At 66.6% G+C, this 15,028-nt stretch carries 19 protein-coding genes; 11 read left to right on the top strand and 8 right to left on the bottom strand.

The window, feature by feature from the left end:
- Positions 1-65 precede the first annotated feature (65 nt).
- From HQ308_RS22420 to HQ308_RS05100, 5 genes are all read right to left on the bottom strand, one after another.
- A complete protein-coding gene (locus HQ308_RS22420; protein ID WP_261775737.1) occupies positions 66-188 on the bottom strand; it encodes a hypothetical protein in 123 nt (40 codons plus the stop codon).
- Between the two features lie 42 nt (positions 189-230).
- Positions 231-350 (bottom strand): keywimysin-related RiPP, encoded by a 120-nt coding sequence (locus tag HQ308_RS05085; RefSeq protein ID WP_222632908.1) that lies wholly within the window; start codon positions 348-350, stop codon positions 231-233.
- Between the two features lie 100 nt (positions 351-450).
- Complete coding sequence (locus tag HQ308_RS05090) at positions 451-918, bottom strand: lasso peptide biosynthesis B2 protein (protein WP_222632907.1); 468 nt, start codon at positions 916-918, stop codon at positions 451-453.
- Positions 915-1,166 (bottom strand): lasso peptide biosynthesis PqqD family chaperone, encoded by a 252-nt coding sequence (locus HQ308_RS05095; RefSeq protein WP_222632906.1) that lies wholly within the window; start codon positions 1,164-1,166, stop codon positions 915-917. The genes HQ308_RS05090 and HQ308_RS05095 overlap by 4 nt, the downstream gene beginning before the upstream one ends.
- A gap of 38 nt (positions 1,167-1,204) precedes the next feature.
- Positions 1,205-3,058 (bottom strand): asparagine synthase-related protein, encoded by a 1,854-nt coding sequence (locus HQ308_RS05100; RefSeq protein ID WP_222632905.1) that lies wholly within the window; start codon positions 3,056-3,058, stop codon positions 1,205-1,207.
- A gap of 169 nt (positions 3,059-3,227) precedes the next feature.
- On the opposite strand from HQ308_RS05100, the gene HQ308_RS05105 reads away from it, so the two are divergent.
- The gene (locus HQ308_RS05105) at positions 3,228-4,103 is read left to right on the top strand and encodes a hypothetical protein (protein WP_222645644.1); all 876 of its coding nucleotides are present in this window, start codon (positions 3,228-3,230) and stop codon (positions 4,101-4,103) included.
- 1 nt (position 4,104) lies between these two features.
- Here the strand turns inward: HQ308_RS05105 and HQ308_RS05110 are convergent, their stop codons facing one another.
- The gene (locus tag HQ308_RS05110) at positions 4,105-5,097 is read right to left on the bottom strand and encodes a sugar-binding transcriptional regulator (protein ID WP_222645645.1); all 993 of its coding nucleotides are present in this window, start codon (positions 5,095-5,097) and stop codon (positions 4,105-4,107) included.
- Positions 5,098-5,288: 191 nt separating this feature from the next.
- Here HQ308_RS05110 and HQ308_RS05115 point away from each other — a divergent pair, with 191 nt between their 5' ends.
- From HQ308_RS05115 to HQ308_RS05135, 5 genes are all read left to right on the top strand, one after another.
- On the top strand, positions 5,289-6,089 hold the full coding sequence (locus tag HQ308_RS05115; RefSeq protein ID WP_051613174.1) for an MIP/aquaporin family protein: 801 nt from the start codon (positions 5,289-5,291) through the stop codon (positions 6,087-6,089).
- A gap of 31 nt (positions 6,090-6,120) precedes the next feature.
- Complete coding sequence (gene glpK / locus HQ308_RS05120) at positions 6,121-7,632, top strand: glycerol kinase GlpK (protein ID WP_222645646.1); 1,512 nt, start codon at positions 6,121-6,123, stop codon at positions 7,630-7,632.
- Positions 7,629-9,338 (top strand): glycerol-3-phosphate dehydrogenase/oxidase, encoded by a 1,710-nt coding sequence (locus HQ308_RS05125; RefSeq protein ID WP_222645647.1) that lies wholly within the window; start codon positions 7,629-7,631, stop codon positions 9,336-9,338. Before glpK ends, HQ308_RS05125 begins: the two co-directional genes overlap by 4 nt.
- Before the next feature lie 72 nt (positions 9,339-9,410).
- Entirely contained in the window at positions 9,411-10,769 is a 1,359-nt protein-coding gene (locus HQ308_RS05130; RefSeq protein WP_222645951.1) for a TrkH family potassium uptake protein, read from the top strand.
- Complete coding sequence (locus tag HQ308_RS05135) at positions 10,762-11,427, top strand: TrkA family potassium uptake protein (RefSeq protein ID WP_222639015.1); 666 nt, start codon at positions 10,762-10,764, stop codon at positions 11,425-11,427. Before HQ308_RS05130 ends, HQ308_RS05135 begins: the two co-directional genes overlap by 8 nt.
- A gap of 4 nt (positions 11,428-11,431) precedes the next feature.
- Here HQ308_RS05135 and HQ308_RS05140 read toward each other — a convergent pair whose 3' ends face one another.
- Positions 11,432-12,235, bottom strand: a complete 804-nt coding sequence (locus tag HQ308_RS05140; RefSeq protein ID WP_222645649.1) for a formate/nitrite transporter family protein — start codon at positions 12,233-12,235, stop codon at positions 11,432-11,434.
- A gap of 39 nt (positions 12,236-12,274) precedes the next feature.
- Positions 12,275-12,418, bottom strand: a complete 144-nt coding sequence (locus HQ308_RS05145; RefSeq protein ID WP_197027742.1) for a hypothetical protein — start codon at positions 12,416-12,418, stop codon at positions 12,275-12,277.
- 140 nt (positions 12,419-12,558) lie between these two features.
- On the opposite strand from HQ308_RS05145, the gene HQ308_RS05150 reads away from it, so the two are divergent.
- The 5 genes from HQ308_RS05150 to HQ308_RS05170 all read left to right on the top strand — a co-directional run bounded on the left by HQ308_RS05150 (position 12,559) and on the right by HQ308_RS05170 (position 14,979).
- The gene (locus HQ308_RS05150) at positions 12,559-12,843 is read left to right on the top strand and encodes a hypothetical protein (RefSeq protein WP_155956952.1); all 285 of its coding nucleotides are present in this window, start codon (positions 12,559-12,561) and stop codon (positions 12,841-12,843) included.
- Positions 12,830-13,783, top strand: a complete 954-nt coding sequence (locus tag HQ308_RS05155) for a hypothetical protein (protein WP_222645651.1) — start codon at positions 12,830-12,832, stop codon at positions 13,781-13,783. The genes HQ308_RS05150 and HQ308_RS05155 overlap by 14 nt, the downstream gene beginning before the upstream one ends.
- Positions 13,780-14,208, top strand: coding sequence for a hypothetical protein (locus HQ308_RS05160; RefSeq protein WP_222645653.1), 429 nt, complete (start codon positions 13,780-13,782; stop codon positions 14,206-14,208). Before HQ308_RS05155 ends, HQ308_RS05160 begins: the two co-directional genes overlap by 4 nt.
- A gap of 193 nt (positions 14,209-14,401) precedes the next feature.
- On the top strand, positions 14,402-14,590 hold the full coding sequence (locus HQ308_RS05165; protein WP_222645655.1) for a hypothetical protein: 189 nt from the start codon (positions 14,402-14,404) through the stop codon (positions 14,588-14,590).
- Positions 14,587-14,979 (top strand): hypothetical protein, encoded by a 393-nt coding sequence (locus tag HQ308_RS05170; RefSeq protein ID WP_222645657.1) that lies wholly within the window; start codon positions 14,587-14,589, stop codon positions 14,977-14,979. Before HQ308_RS05165 ends, HQ308_RS05170 begins: the two co-directional genes overlap by 4 nt.
- Positions 14,980-15,028: the final 49 nt, after the last annotated feature.

Consider the following 15,028-nt stretch of genomic DNA (forward strand, 5'->3'; position numbering starts at 1 on the left):
TCCGGACGGCATCCGGATTCCCGACCCGTGCTACACGACCCCGTCAGGGGTCCGCTCGAACGTGGTCACTCCTTGGAGTGGTCCTCGAACGGAAGGATGGCCTCGGTGTTCGGGCCGATGAACTCGCCGGTCTCGTCCTGGAAGCGGCCGAGGTCTGCGACGACGGGTGCCTGGTAGGTCTCGATCATGAGTGTCTCCTTCTCGTGTGCTGGATCGGTGTGAGCGTGTGGTCAGTTCTTGCGATCGGCGATCGGGTTCCATCCCTCGGCCTGGCCGCCGATTCCGTATCCGGTCTCGGTGCGGAACTCGCCGAGATCGACGATCGTGGGGGTCTCGTAACGGTCGGTCATGGTGAATCTCCTTTCCGGGGTGTTCGATCGTGCATGGTGAACCGCGGTGGCTCACCACGTCCGATGGCGGTATCGGTTCCGCCACCGTGTCTGTGGGTTCCTACGCGGCCTGCTGTGAGGCCCTCGGAACAGTGGGGTGGTCCGGCTCGGTACGGCCGGATCGGACGCGGAAGAACGTCGCGAAATCTGCACCGGACATGGGTTCGTCGACGATGCGGCCGTCCGCTTCGATCCACGCGTGGGCGGTGAACGGCGGCGCCGTCAGGACTCCGACGCACCAGTCCGGCCACGTTCCGCGAGTGCGGCACACGAGCGCGGTGGCGAGCGAGCGCGGAAGGCAGGACGAACCGCCACGACAGAATGCGCTGACCGTCAGAACGGCGTCGCGGGCGTCGCGTGCATCCGCATACGACGCGGGGCGCGCGCCCCGGGCCGTCGCAGTGAGGATGCGCCGCGTCGTGTCCGGCGATGCGTGTGCCAGCATCCGGGCGAGCGCCACCGCGGTCCCGACGGCGACTCGCTCGAGGAGGTGGAGATCGGCAGGTGTGCGGGGGAGGACGTCACTCACAGCAGGCCCGCCTCTCGGAGCTGCGCGTCGACGGTCTCGACATCGGTTCGCGCCGTGGCGTCGTCGATCTCGTATCGCCGCGAGATCTCGCGAGCCGTGTCCTCGATGCCGACTCCGCCGCGCAGGCTGTCCGCGATGGTGGTCGCCGTGCCGTTCAGGTGAAAGTACCGACCTTTGCGCCGGTCGAGGAGGACCTGGCCGAACTCGGTGGGAACGGCCGTCACGGACGGTCGTCGGGTGCGAAGCATCGTCGTAACTCCTACTCGTCGGTGTGCGGAACGGGGTGTCAGACGGTGACGCGCTCGAGCGTCGCCGTTCGGTTGCGAAGGAAGACCGAGAGATTGAGAGCAGGATGGATGTGCGGCGGCGGCGCCTCTCGCTCACTCGGTGCGCTCGTGCCCCTGAACGAGGCACTGTCGATGATCCCGGTGTCGAGGAGGTGGGCATCCTCGACGAGCGCGACCAGGGCATGGTGGTGCGCTGCATACCCGCGAACCGATTGCGGTCCGCCGCCGACCTTGTTGGTGCGCAGGAGGTATTCGTCGGGGAGAAGTTCGCGCATCGCGGCCTTCATGAGCGGCTTCCACTCCAGCGGAGTGTCACGCTCGTCTCGGCGCACGGCCAGCGTCGCCTCGACGACATGATCGTCCAGCAGCGGTGATTCGTAGGCGACGCCGAGTGGCTGTCCCAGTTGAGCGGTTCCCCGTGTCAGGCGGGCCGCGTCGCGGACGTAGAACAGGTCGGCGTGGTCCGCCCTCGTGGCGCCCAGTGGTGCGGGCGAATGCGCGAGAAGCTCGCGGAGACGGGCGCGGCCGTCGTCGCTGAACCACGGTGGGAGCGACGCCGGAGCGGACCAGTCGTTCAGACCCGGTGCGCTTCTCGTGCTCGAACGGTCCAGTGCCGCGGCGAGCGAGTCCCTGAGCCAGCGGTCGTACGACCGCCGATCGAGCAGCTCGCGCAACGTCGTCAGGGGAGAGACACCGGCGGGAACGTGTTCGGACCGCGCTCGCCGCCAGGCTGCCCACGGGCGGGTGCGTGCGAGTGTGTGGTCCCAGCAGGGCAGCCCACGCAGGATGTGATCACCACCGAGCCCGGTGAGGTGAGTGGTCAGCCCGCGGGCGCGATCGTCCTGCAGCAGAGCGACGATCCGCGGCCCGGCCGTCGCCGCCTGGGTGACGTCGTCGAGCGGGGCGTCGATCCGGTCGATTCCCTCGTAGAAGTCCTGGAGGTCGTCGGTCGACAGTGTCAGGTGTGTGTGCACGCCGGGCATGGTGGCCAATGCCTTCCGCGCCCACTGCAGGTCCTCTGTGCCTCCGGGATCGTCGTTGTACATCGTGCGGGCGAGCACACCTCCTGGTTCGCGGGAGGCGAACCAGCACAACGGTGTCGAGTCGAGACCTCCGGACAGATCGACCGCGGTTCCCTCAGCTCCGGTCATGTGTGCGGACACACTGTCCCGCAGCGCCGTACGGAGCTGTCGTGCCCCCTCCTCGCGGTCGAGTACCGCGTCCGGAGCATGCCACCATGTTCCCCGGCGCGCCCGTCCGGTCGCGTCCACGATCACGCACTGGTCTCCCGGAAGAGGAGTCACGCCCGTCCACATCGAGTACCGATTCCACGGGTGTGGCAGGGTGCCGGCCAGCGCGAGGATCAGCGAGTCGTCGTCGAGGTCGAATCGGCCGATCTCGGCGAGCACATCGGCGCGGTCGCACACGATCGTGATGCCACCGACGACGGCGGAGTGGAGCCGCCGCGTCTCCATCGCGGTGCCCGACGCATAGATCTCGCCGTTCATGGACCCGATGGTGAGATGGCTGCCGTGGAATGCGCTCGACGCGGCTGCCAGGTCCTCGGATCTGGTGGCACCGAACAGGATTCGCTGCAGAGCGCCGACCGTCGCGTCGGACCGGCCGACGACGGCGAGGGCTCCGTCATGTGTGCGTCCCTCGACGATACGGTCGGTCGTGGTGTGAGCGAGCAGCAGGGGACGGCCGCTAGGGTGTCGGACCTCGTGCGTCGCAACGGGACCGACAGCGGCGGCGACTGCGTCCGAACGGGGATCGTCGGGGAGGACCACGACGAAGGAACGACCTCGCGGATCGAGTGCGACCGTCGTCTCGTTCTCTCGTGTCATCGGCATGGCAACCACTGTGCTCGCTGGAGCGACTCACGTCGTCGTGCGACGGACGTATTTCCGGGACGCCGAACGGAGGAGGTCATGTCCTCCGCCACCCTCGGGTGGGAGGATGGTCTCCTACTCCGGTAGGAGATCGCAGTCCGTGAGTGCTCGAAGCCAGTAGGTTCGACCCATGACCGACTCCACGGCAGCCGCCCATGCCCGCGCCGCGTACCGCACGTTCGAGCCCTTCCACATCTCGGCGTACTTCAATCCCGAACTCGGAGCGGCGGGCCGGGACACGGGTCTCGACGGACACGCCTGGTACGTGGGCTCGCGCGCCGAGCCGATGGGGCCGTGTGTCGCCGGGGTGGTCGCCGCCGCGTTCTACAGCTTCAACACCACGCTGATCGAGCGCTCCTGGCCCGCGGCGATCGCCGTCGGCCTCGACACCGTGGCTCGGCGCCGATGGGACGCGCTGGACATCGTCCTCGGAGGTGCGCTGGGTGAGTCTGTGTCCGACCCGGGCCTCACGTCGCTGGCCGACCGCCTGCACGGCATCGGCGACACGCTGACCTTCGCCGGCCGCCCACTGTCCGCAGCGTGGCATCAGTCGTCGGCGCCCGACGTCCCGCACCTGCAGTTGTGGCACGCCATCGCGGTTCTGCGGGAATGGCGCGGCGACGGCCACCTCGCGGCTCTCCTCGACGCAGACCTCGATCCGACGGAGGCCGGTGTCTTCCACGAGGCCCAGCACCCCGAGCCCGGTGCTCGTCGGGTGCTCGGGCGTCGCATCACCCAGCTGACGCGCGAGTGGTCGGACGAGCAGTGGGACTCGGCGGCCGAGCGTCTCGCCGCGCGCGGTCTCGTCACGACAGCCGACGGCGTCGAGACTCTGACGGACGACGGTGTCGCACTCGACCGCCACATCGAGGACCGCACCGACGCGATGGCCGCCGCTGCGTGGCGCGGTGTCGACGACGCGGAGGAGCTCATCTCCTCCGCGCGCCCCTACGTCAAGGCCGTCATCTCCGCGGGCATCCTGCCGGGAACGAAGAAGAAGGGCTGACCTACGCCTGCAGCAGGGTCGCCGCGCTGAGGTCGTCGATCACGAGATCGGTGACGATCTTTCCCGCGAGGGCCGCTCGCAGCGCGGTGAGCTTGTACTCGCCGGCGACGATGCACACGCGTCGCGGCACGGCTTTGAGTCGGTCCAGGCGTGGGCCGCTTGCACGTTCGTTCAGCGCGATGCGGTCGTAGCTGCCGTCGGAGCGGAGGAAGACGGTGGCGATGTCGCCGACGACGCCGTCCCGGTCGAGTTCCTCGAGATCCGACTTCTCCAGGTAACCCGCGCTGTAGACGTGGCTCGGTACAGCGCCGCCGTGCACGCCGATGCTGAACACGGCGAGGTCCATCCGGTCCTGCAGGTCGAGCACGCGTTTGATGCTGCGTTCGCGCCACAGCATCTGCCGAGTCTCCGGGTAGTCGAAGAACGCGGGAACCGGAAAGCCCTGGGGGAGAGCGCCGTACGCGTCGGCGACAGTGCGGACGATGTCCGTCGCGTAGGACACTCCGGTGGTGCGCGTGTTGGCTGCGCCGTTGAGTTGAACCACGTGCGAGTTGTGGGTGCGCTTCGGGGCGAGGTGTCGACTGACCGCGCTCACCGTCGTGCCCCACGCGACGCCCATGACCATGTCGGAGGCGAAGAACGTCGTCAGCAGGCGGCCCGCGAACATGGCGACCCGGTCCAGGCGATCGACGTCGCTGACGGTCTCCGGAACAGGCACGACGTGGGCACGGACGCCGTACCGATCGGCGAAGGCACGCTCGAGCCCGGGTGCCTGGCCGAGAGCGGTGCTGATCTTGATCTCCACGAGTCCCGACGTGCGGGCGAAGGTGATCAGCCGCGACACCGTGCTGCGGGAGACGCCCATCTCGCGGCCGATCGCGGCCATCGTCAAGTCCTGGAAGTAGTAGAGCCGCGCCGCCTGCACCGCGTCGATCGTGCGCGGATCCGTCGCGTCGGGGAGCAGGGGTTCCCCATAGATCTGCAGCTCCGACATGAGCCCACGCTAAACCACATCGGGACCGCCGCAGTATCGCGATCCGGTCCGAGTTGCACATATGTGCACGTGGTTTGCGACAACGTGCATGTCACCTAGCATGGCTTCCAGTTGCTCTTTATGGCCTGGATCACAAACACGAGGGAGATGGCGTGACGGACAAACGCGCGAAGTGGGGGCTGCCCGCAGAGATGGCAGCCGAGTTCGCGGGAACGATGATTCTGATTCTGTTCGGTGCCGGCGTCGTGGCGCAGGTGGTCTCCGGCGGTGAGTCCGGGAGCCTCGGTGACCACGACTCGATCGCCTGGGCCTGGGGCCTGGGCGTCATGTTCGGCATCTACGTCGCCGGCCGCGCCACCGGTGCGCACCTCAATCCGGCTGTGACGCTGTCGTTCGCGTTGTTTCGAGGCTTCGCGTGGTCGAAGGTCGCGCCGTACGCGCTCGCGCAGACTCTCGGTGCCTTCGTCGCCGCGCTGCTGGTGCGGTGGAACTACAACGACATGCTGAACGCGATCGATCCCGAGCACACCACCGCGACGCAGACGATCTTCTCGACGCTGCCCGGCAACGGCACGCTGCCCGTCAGCCTCGGCTCCGCGCTGATCGACCAGATCATCGGTACCGCGATCCTGCTCTTCCTCATCGTCGCCGTGTCCGACTCGCGTAACAGCCCGCCGCTGTCCAACATGGCCCCGCTGATCGTCGGACTCATCGTCGTGGCCATCGGCTTCGCATGGGGCACCAACGCCGGCTACGCGATCAACCCGGCTCGTGACTTCGGACCCCGCCTGGCGTCGTTCATCACGGGATACGGTGGGGCATGGCGAGATCAGTACGGCAGCCTCTACTTCTGGGTGCCGATCCTCGGGCCCATCATCGGCGGCCCCATCGGCGTCCTGCTGTACGACAACCTGGTGGGTCGGTTCCTGCCGGCCGATCCCGACGGCGACGACGAGCAAGAGCCCAGCCGTCTGCCCGAGAAGTCCGCATGATCGTCCACTCCACTACCCAGGGGAACCACTCATGACCGAAACCCGTTACGTCGCAGCGATCGATCAGGGCACCACCTCGACTCGGTGCATGATCTTCGATCACAAGGGCACCGTCGTCGCCGCCGATCAGCGCGAGCACAAGCAGATCTTTCCGCAGGCCGGGTGGGTCGAGCACGACGCCGTGGAGATCTGGAACAACGTCCGCAGCGTCTCCGCCGGCGCACTCGCCGCGGCCGACCTCACCCCGTCGGACATCGCGGCCGTGGGCATCACCAACCAGCGCGAGACCGCGCTGGTGTGGGAGCGCGCCACCGGCAAGCCCGTCTACAACGCCATCGTCTGGCAGGACACTCGCACCGACCGCATCGTCACCAAGCTCGGCGGGGGCGACGCCACCAAGTACACCGCGAAGACCGGCCTGCCGCTCGCGACCTACTTCTCGGGCCCCAAGGTCAAGTGGATCCTCGACAACGTCGAGGGCGCGCAGGATAAGGCCGACGCCGGCGAGCTGTGCTTCGGCAACATGGACACCTGGGTCCTGTGGAACATGACGGGCGGTGTCGACGGCGGTCTGCACTACACCGATCCCACCAATGCCTCGCGCACGCTGCTGATGGATCTCGACACCCTGTCCTGGGACGAGGGCATCTGTGCGGACATGGGCATCCCGATGTCCATGCTCCCCGAGATCCGCAGCTCCTCCGAGGTCTACGGCAATGTCCGCGAGCGCGGTTCGCTCAGCGGTGTTCCCATCGCCGGCATCCTGGGCGATCAGCAGGCCGCCACGTTCGGTCAGGCGTGCCTGTCGCCCGGTGAGGCGAAGAACACCTATGGCACAGGCAACTTCGTGCTGTTGAACACAGGCACCGACAAGGTGATGAGCAAGAACGGACTGCTCACCACGGTCTGCTACAAGATCGGCGACCAGCCGACGGTGTACGCCCTCGAGGGTTCCATCGCCGTCACCGGATCGCTCGTGCAGTGGCTGCGCGACAACCTCGGAATGATCTCCACCGCAGCAGATATCGAAACCGACGCCCGCTCCGTCGACGACAACGGCGGCGCCTACTTCGTGCCCGCGTTCTCCGGTCTGTTCGCCCCGCACTGGCGCTCCGACGCCCGCGGCGCCATCGTCGGACTCACCCGTTTCGTCAACAAGGGCCACCTGGCGCGGGCCGTGCTCGAGGCCACCGCCTACCAGACGCGCGAGGTCATCGAGGCCATGAACGCAGATTCGGGCGTCGACCTCGAGGTGCTCAAGGTCGACGGCGGTATGGTGGTGAACGAGCTGCTGATGCAGTTCCAGTCCGACATTCTGAACGTGGATGTCGTCCGGCCGGTGGTCGCCGAGACCACCGCACTGGGCGCGGCGTACGCAGCGGGCCTGGCCGTCGGTTTCTGGGCGAGCGAGGACGAGATCCGCGAGAACTGGGCCGAGGACAAGACATGGACACCGTCCATGGATGACGCGGAGCGAGACAAGCTCTACGCCGGTTGGAAGAAAGCCGTCACACGAACACTCGATTGGGTCGATGCCGAATGAATTCCACCACAACAGCTCTCAGCCCCGAAGCACGCAAGGAAGCACTCCGACGTCTCGCCACGGAGGAGATGGACGTTCTGGTCATCGGCGGGGGTGTCGTCGGTACCGGAGCGGCCCTCGACGCGGTCACCCGCGGACTGAAAGTCGGCCTGGTCGAGGCGCGTGACTACGCCGCCGGGACGTCCAGCAGGTCCAGCAAGCTGTTCCACGGTGGCCTGCGCTACCTCGAGCAGTTCAACTTCGCGCTGGTCTTCGAGGCGCTCAAGGAGCGGTCGCTGGTCCTCAACGACCTGTGCCCGCACCTCGCCCGCCCCGTGCCGTTCATCTACCCGCTCGAGAAGCTGACCGACCGGCCGTACGTCGGCCTCGGTATCGGCGTCTACGACGTGATGGGTGCCGGCCGCGGTGTGCCCTCGCACCACAAGCACCTGGGCAAGAAGAAGACGCTGGAATCCTTCCCGTCGGGCAAGCGCTCCGCCATCCGCGGTGCCGTGCGCTTCTACGAGGGCCAGGTCGACGACGCCCGCCACACCATGATGATCGCCCGCACTGCCGCGGCCTACGGAGCGTTGTGCGCCAACAGCACTCGCGTCACCGGCTTCCTGCGTGAGGACGACCGCGTGATCGGCGTCGTCGCGACGGACCTCGAGTCGGGGGAGTCGTTCGAGATCCACGCCAAGCAGGTCATCAACGCTGCCGGTGTGTGGACCGACGAGATCCAGGAGATGGTCGGCGGTCGCGGGCAGTTCCAGGTTCGCGCGTCCAAGGGCGTGCACCTGGTGGTGCCCCGTAACCGCATCAACAGTTCGACGGGCATCATCACCCGCACCGAGAAGTCGCTGCTGTTCGTGATCCCGTGGGGGAGCCACTGGATCATCGGCACCACCGACACCGACTGGAAGCTCGACCTGGCGCATCCCGCGGCCAGCAAGAGCGATATCGACTACATCCTCGGGCACGTCAACAAGCTGCTGCAGGATCCGCTGGACCACAAGGACGTCGTCGGTGTCTACGCCGGTCTGCGTCCGTTGTTGTACGGCGAATCCGACTCCACCAGCACGCTGTCCCGCGAGCATGCCGTCTCCAGCCCCGTACGTGGCCTCACCGTCATCGCCGGCGGCAAGTACACGACGTACCGGGTCATGGCGAAGGACGCGGTCGACTCCGCGGTGCACAACATGGAGCGCAAGGTTCCGGAGTGCGTCACGGAGAAGATCCCGCTCGTGGGTGCCGACGGGTACTACGGCGCCTGGAACGCGCGCCAGCTCGCAGCCGACCGCGCAGGGATGCGCGTCGGACGCATGGAGCACCTGCTCGGTCGCTACGGCACCCTGGTCGGTGAGGTCCTCGACCTGATCGATCAGAACCCGGAGCTCGGCAAGCCGCTGGAGAACGCACCCGACTACCTCAAGGCCGAGGCCGTCTACGCCGCGAGCCACGAGGGGGCGCAGCACCTCGACGACATCCTGACGCGGCGCATCCGCGTGTCGATCGAGTTGGCCGACCGCGGCGAAGCTGCCGCAGCCGAGGTCGCCGGACTGGTCGCACCCATCCTCGGGTGGGACGAGCAGCACGTGTCCGACGAGATCGAGCACTACCGCAAGCGCGTTGCGGCAGAGCGTGAATCGCAGGCGCAGCCGGACGACGAAACCGCCGATGCCGCACGGCTCGGGGCTCCCGACGTGCGCGTGGGAGTCGGCGGCTGAGAGCCGAGGTGCGCACCCGCTGCAGTCTGCAGCGGGTGCGCGCAGCGCTGCAGTAACGTGCCTCGCGTGACGATGAGCTCGAGCCCGGCACCCCGTCGGGCCGCGAAGGCCGTGCTGACCCCGCTGCGCCTGGTGGCGTTGGGTTTCGCCGCCGCCATCGCAGTGGGCACTGTTCTCTTACTGCTGCCCGCGGCGACGCAGGTCGGCAAGAGCACGGATCTGCTGGGCGCCCTGTTCACTGCGACGTCGGCGATGTGTCTGACCGGGTTGATCGTGGTGGACACTCCCACGCACTGGTCCGGCGCCGGTCAAGGCGTCATTCTCGCGCTCATCCAGATCGGCGGCTTCGGCATCATGACGATGGCGTCGCTGGTGGGTCTCGTCCTTGCCGACCGCATCGGTCTTCGCGGACGGCTCAATGCGGCGGCTGAACTCCGCACGTCCGGACTCGGCGACGTGCGCAGCGTCGTGGTGGGTGTCGTGAGAACCAGCCTTCTCATCGAGACGGCGGTCGCGGCGTGTCTGGCGGGCCGTTTCGCCGTCGGCTACGACGAGCCGCTCGGACGGGCCGTGTGGCTCGGCATCTTCCACTCCGTGTCCGCGTTCAACAACGCCGGCTTCGCGTTGTTCAGCGACAACATGATCAGCTTCGCCACCGATCCGTGGATCTGTGTGCCGCTCCTCGTCGCCGTGGTCCTGGGCGGCATCGGCTTCCCCGTCCTCTTCGAGGTGGCCCGACATGTTCGGGGACGCACTCGTCGACGATGGACGCTGCACACGCGGCTGACGGTCACGGTCACAGCGGTCCTGCTCGTGCTCGGCCCCGCATTGGTACTCGTACTGGAATGGTCGAACACTTTGTCCGAGCGCGGAGTCGGCGGCAAGCTGCTGGTGGCCGCGTTCCAGGGCATCATGCCGCGAACCGCCGGTTTCAACAGCATCGACTACGCCGACGCCGACAACGCGACGTTGCTCGTCACCGACGTGCTGATGTTCATCGGCGGCGGTAGTGGCGGTACCGCGGGCGGAATCAAGGTCACCACCTTCGCCATTCTGCTGTTCGTCATCATCGCCGAGGTACGCGGCGATCGCTCGGTCACGGTCTTCGACCGACGCATCGACTCGCGGGTGCAGCGTCAGTCCTTGACCGTCGCCCTCGTCGGCGTGGCGCTGGTCATGGTGCCGGTCGTGGTCCTTCTCGCCGCGACCCCGTTCGACCTGGACGTCCTGTTGTTCGAGGTGGTGTCCGCCTTCGCCACCGTGGGACTGTCGACAGGCATCACCGCGCAGCTGCCGGGGTGGGGGCAACTGATACTCGTCGTCCTCATGTACCTGGGCCGCATCGGCTCCATCACACTGGTGAGTGCGCTGGCGGCGCGCGAACGCGATCGGCGATACACCTTCCCCACAGAGAGGCCGTTCATTGGCTAAGAAGCCGTCCTCCGACGTCGTCGTGGTCCTCGGCCTCGGGCGCTTCGGCAAGTCCCTGGCTCTCGAACTGATGGCGCAGGGTGCCGAGGTGCTCGGCATCGACTCCGACGAGGCCGTCGTGCAGCGGGTCTCCGATCGTCTCACCCATGCCGCCGTCGCGGACACCACCGACGAGGAAGCGCTACGGCAATTGTCGGTGCACGAATACGACCGCGCCGTCGTGGGTATCGGGTCCGATCTCGAGGCAAGTCTTCTCACCGCCTCTGCCCTGATCAACCTGTCCGTGGGCAATGTCTGGGCGAAGGCGATCAGCAACGCGCATGCCAAGATCCTGACCCAGATCGGTGTCCACCACGTGGTGCGGCCCGAGCACGACATGGGCAAGCGCGTCGCCCATCTGGTGCGCGGTCGCATGATGGACTACATCGAATTCGACGACGGGTTCGCCATGGTCAAGACGACTCCCGCTCGGTTCCTCGTCGGCCATCGGCTCGGAGACACTGCCGTGCGTACCAAGTACAAGGTGACCGTCGTGGCTGTGAAGAGGCCGGGCGAAGGCTTCACCTATGCCACGGCCGACACCGTGATCGAGGCCGACGACATGGTGATCGTCTCGGGTCAGGTGCGCGACACCGAGCGCTTCAGTGAGCTCACCTGACGGTTCACGACCGGCGTTCCTCCTTCACCAGCTCCTTGGTACGGACCAGGCGAAGAACCGTCACGAGCATCACTCCACCGACGATGTTGAAACCGACCGTGTATCCGAACCACTCGATCCATTGCCGGTAGTCCACGTCCGCGCCGGCGTGAATCGCGCCGAAGATCAACAGCGAGTCGAGGATCGAGTGGAACAGCTGCAGCCCCGCCAACAGGAAGCCGGCCGCCATGGCCGCGATGATGCGGGCGACGTCCGAGGTGGTTCCCTGCTGCATCCTGGTCAGTAGCGTCATGGTGCTGCCGCCGAGGATCGCCAGACAGATCGACTGCGTGTTCAAGGGCGTGTCGACGAAGTGGTGTGCCGATTCGGACAGCACCATCAGCCACTGCGGGAACGCCTGCGCGACCAGCCACATCACCGCCCACCCGCCGACCAGGTTGGCCAGAAGAGTGCCGATCCAGAGCTTCGCGAGTTGTGCCGGGGTGCCGTCCTTCGAGACCACCGCGGCGATGGGCATGAGGAAGTCCTCGGTGAAGAGCTCGCTGTGCGCCAGATAGATTGCGACGAGCCCGATCCCGAACGCGAGCCCGGCGAGAAGATGGCTGCCCGTCTCGTCCAGCACCGCGAGGTAGGCCATCACGCCCAGCGCCACTTCTAGGCCACCGAACAGTCCGGTGACGATTACGGCTCGGACGGTGCGGTGCAGACGCTCGGCACCTTCGGTGACCACCGAGTCGAAGCTCTCTTCGAGCTCCTCTTCGACGGGACCGTCGTTGTCACCGTCGTTGCGGCGCGCTTCTTCGCTCATCCCACGGTGTACCCCGCGTGGTCAGTCGCTACCGGGTGGTCAGCGCTTCTTCTTGTTCACCGCGGCGGAGGCGTCGTCGGCGGCGATGTTCCCCGCGGCCTTCGTCTTCTTGTCGAGTCGCTTTTCCTTCAGCGACTTGCCCGATTTCTGTGTCATCGAGTTGCGCGGAGACTTGTCAGCCATGGTGTCAGCCCCTTGATCAAGGGAACCAGATGGCTCCGATACGGCGAACACTACGCCTGATGCAGCGTGAACAGCGCAAACGCTGACAGTGGAACGGGCTGCGCGACTGACGCGTCCTACCCCGCGAGGGGGTGGGAACGATGTTCGTCGTCGCTGATGTGGGGGCCGTGCGGGCCGCGAGCCGAGCTGTGCTCGGTGAGGTGGAGCAGATCGGTGTGGCACCGCGAGGTGTGGTCGCGCTCCCCGGAGCGTCGACCGCGGCCGCACTTGCTCGAGCGGAAGAGCGAGCCGTCTCGGCACTCAACGATCTCGTCGCGGGCTTCTCTGCGACAGCGCGATCGCTGGATGTCGCTGCCGTCGGGTACGCCGACGCGGACTCGGCGAACGCCGCTCGGCTCGAGGGGGTCGGGCATGGAGGTCGCTGAGCTCGCGCCGCGTCGTGAGGTGGTGGCGTCGTGGGATCCCGACGCCGTCCGGATCGACGCGACGTGGATCGGTGACGGCGCCTCGGTTCTCGACTCTCGGGCGGCGGCAATCGACAGGAGCCGCGTCGATCTGCGCGAGGCGTGGCAGGGTGCGGCCGGCGATGCTGCGGTAGATCGTCTTGGTCGGGATCTTGCTGCAGCGCAACGTCGGACAGTTCAGCTTCGGGTGCTGGAGCGCGCAGTTCGCGACGGTGCATCTGCCATCGCCGTTGCTCGCGAGGCACTCCTCGACGCGGTCGTCATGGCCGAGGCGGACGGTTGCCTCGTCGCACCGGACTGGTCGGTGGTCAGCAACGGTGTCTCCCACACGGCGGTCATCGCGGCGCATGTGCAGGCGCTGATCGATGCGGACAAGTCCGCCGCCCGGTCCATCGACGACGCGTCCGCTGCACTTCTCGACGGCGAACCACGACACTTCGTTCCCCTCGCGATCGGCCTGGCCTGGGCGGTGGAGGCAGCCGTGCACGCGATGATCGCGGCCGGCGTGCTGTCCGTCGGCGCGATGGCCTTCGCACTGGTCGACCGGTTCGGGACGGATGCGTGGGATGCGATACACGACGCGCTGCCGGACAGCTTCTTCCAGGATGCGGGGCCGGTCGATGCGGTGGGTGTGGAGAAAGTCCTTGCGGATGAGACCGAACAAGGCAGACAGCGTGCGGTGAGGCAGGTGGATTCCGCTGATGACGTGAGGACGTTGTTCGACGACCTTGCGCAAGAGGGCCAGGCCGCCAGCACCGGAGGAAACGAGAAAATACTGGAGCGCTATGTATTGCCCGACGGCACAATGATTCAGCTCCGGGTCGGTAGCAGGTCAGGTGGACCCGTAATCGACATCCAAAGACCAGGAGGCGGCGACGTGATCAAGGTGCATGTGCGATGAAGGTCGAGACCGGGATCGAGTTTCGTCTACTTCTGGATTTGGATGACGACTGGACGTCGCTGTGGAGCTTCGTCGCAAAGGTGCGCGCGTTCCGAGGATGGCACACCCCGCTCGACGAAGTGGCTGATGTCATCCGCTGGTTCGCCGACTCGGGGCTGATGATATTCGGCGCCCTCGCAGACAACGACATTGGTTGGGAAGAGTGGACGGCCGACACCGACGAGTCGATGAGGCGGATCGCCGAGGGGCATGGCAAAAGCGACGGTTACCTGGCTGCAGAGCAAGACCTCGACCTGATGGGCTGCGAAGTCTTCCGCGGAAGGATCACGGAGAAGGGTGAGCGTCGGCTCGCGGAGCTCGAGGCTCTGGGCATGACATGGGACAACACGATCGGTCCGTTCGAGACCCGTAGCGGACTGCTGTGAGATCCGGTCCAGAAGTAGTCGTTGAGCGATTATCTCCGCACCGGATGGGGTCCGGCAGCCTTGATCGCCCGGCCGCGACCCCCGCTGCACGTCGGTGACACTCCACATCAACTGGCGCGTCGTGGAACCGACACGACTGACGCCCGCGTCCAACCTTCGAACAGCCAGAACATCGCACGACGAGAGGGAAGTCATGTCCAACATCGCCGACGGCACACCAGTGGACCGCAGTGAGTACGTGGAGCCGCACATCCAGGAGAGGAAGGTGCTTCCCGACGGCACGACCGTCCAGCTTCGAACAGCCAGCAAGCGAGACGGACTCGCCATCGACATCGCGCCCGGTGACGGTGGACGTATGCGCCGGGTGTCATCCAAGCGATGAACGTAGAACTCGAGGCGGAGCTGCTCGCCGACATCGACGACGAGTGGATGCCCTTCTGGGGGTTCCACACGATCGTCTCGTCGCTGAGTCCCGAACCGGTGTCACCGGAGGACACTGCCGCCGTCATCGAGTCCTTGTTCCGGAGGGGACTCATCACGCTGGGTGAGTTGGCGTGGAACGACCTGGGGTGGGAACGATGGGACGTGCCTGTGGATGTCGCGATGAACCGGATCGCGCACGGGCACAACGGGAAGTGCGGCTACGTGTCCGCACCCGGCCCGGAACATCTGATGACCACAGAAGTCGTGCGCGCCGATCTCACTCCACTGGGCGAGCAGCGTCTTGCAACACTGAGGTCGACTGAGGAAGCGGCGGATCCTGTGCAGTAATCCGCGGATAGCGCGGATTACTGCACACCATCACGGCATCGACGAATAC

This window comes from Rhodococcus sp. BP-241 (assembly GCF_019836145.1).
GTDB lineage: Bacteria > Actinomycetota > Actinomycetes > Mycobacteriales > Mycobacteriaceae > Rhodococcoides.

Bases quoted from the DNA above. Each gene is read 5' to 3' on its own strand.
- HQ308_RS22420 (WP_261775737.1), bottom strand. From the start codon at position 188: ATGATCGAGACCTACCAGGCACCCGTCGTCGCAGACCTCGGCCGCTTC.
- HQ308_RS05085 (WP_222632908.1), bottom strand. From the start codon at position 350: ATGACCGACCGTTACGAGACCCCCACGATCGTCGATCTCGGCGAGTTC.
- HQ308_RS05095 (WP_222632906.1), bottom strand. From the start codon at position 1,166: ATGCTTCGCACCCGACGACCGTCCGTGACGGCCGTTCCCACCGAGTTC.
- HQ308_RS05100 (WP_222632905.1), bottom strand. From the start codon at position 3,058: ATGCCGATGACACGAGAGAACGAGACGACGGTCGCACTCGATCCGCGA.
- HQ308_RS05105 (WP_222645644.1), top strand. From the start codon at position 3,228: ATGACCGACTCCACGGCAGCCGCCCATGCCCGCGCCGCGTACCGCACG.
- HQ308_RS05110 (WP_222645645.1), bottom strand. From the start codon at position 5,097: ATGTCGGAGCTGCAGATCTATGGGGAACCCCTGCTCCCCGACGCGACG.
- HQ308_RS05115 (WP_051613174.1), top strand. From the start codon at position 5,289: ATGGCAGCCGAGTTCGCGGGAACGATGATTCTGATTCTGTTCGGTGCC.
- glpK (WP_222645646.1), top strand. From the start codon at position 6,121: ATGACCGAAACCCGTTACGTCGCAGCGATCGATCAGGGCACCACCTCG.
- HQ308_RS05125 (WP_222645647.1), top strand. From the start codon at position 7,629: ATGAATTCCACCACAACAGCTCTCAGCCCCGAAGCACGCAAGGAAGCA.
- HQ308_RS05130 (WP_222645951.1), top strand. From the start codon at position 9,411: ATGAGCTCGAGCCCGGCACCCCGTCGGGCCGCGAAGGCCGTGCTGACC.
- HQ308_RS05140 (WP_222645649.1), bottom strand. From the start codon at position 12,235: ATGAGCGAAGAAGCGCGCCGCAACGACGGTGACAACGACGGTCCCGTC.
- HQ308_RS05145 (WP_197027742.1), bottom strand. From the start codon at position 12,418: ATGGCTGACAAGTCTCCGCGCAACTCGATGACACAGAAATCGGGCAAG.
- HQ308_RS05150 (WP_155956952.1), top strand. From the start codon at position 12,559: ATGTTCGTCGTCGCTGATGTGGGGGCCGTGCGGGCCGCGAGCCGAGCT.
- HQ308_RS05155 (WP_222645651.1), top strand. From the start codon at position 12,830: ATGGAGGTCGCTGAGCTCGCGCCGCGTCGTGAGGTGGTGGCGTCGTGG.
- HQ308_RS05160 (WP_222645653.1), top strand. From the start codon at position 13,780: ATGAAGGTCGAGACCGGGATCGAGTTTCGTCTACTTCTGGATTTGGAT.
- HQ308_RS05165 (WP_222645655.1), top strand. From the start codon at position 14,402: ATGTCCAACATCGCCGACGGCACACCAGTGGACCGCAGTGAGTACGTG.
- HQ308_RS05170 (WP_222645657.1), top strand. From the start codon at position 14,587: ATGAACGTAGAACTCGAGGCGGAGCTGCTCGCCGACATCGACGACGAG.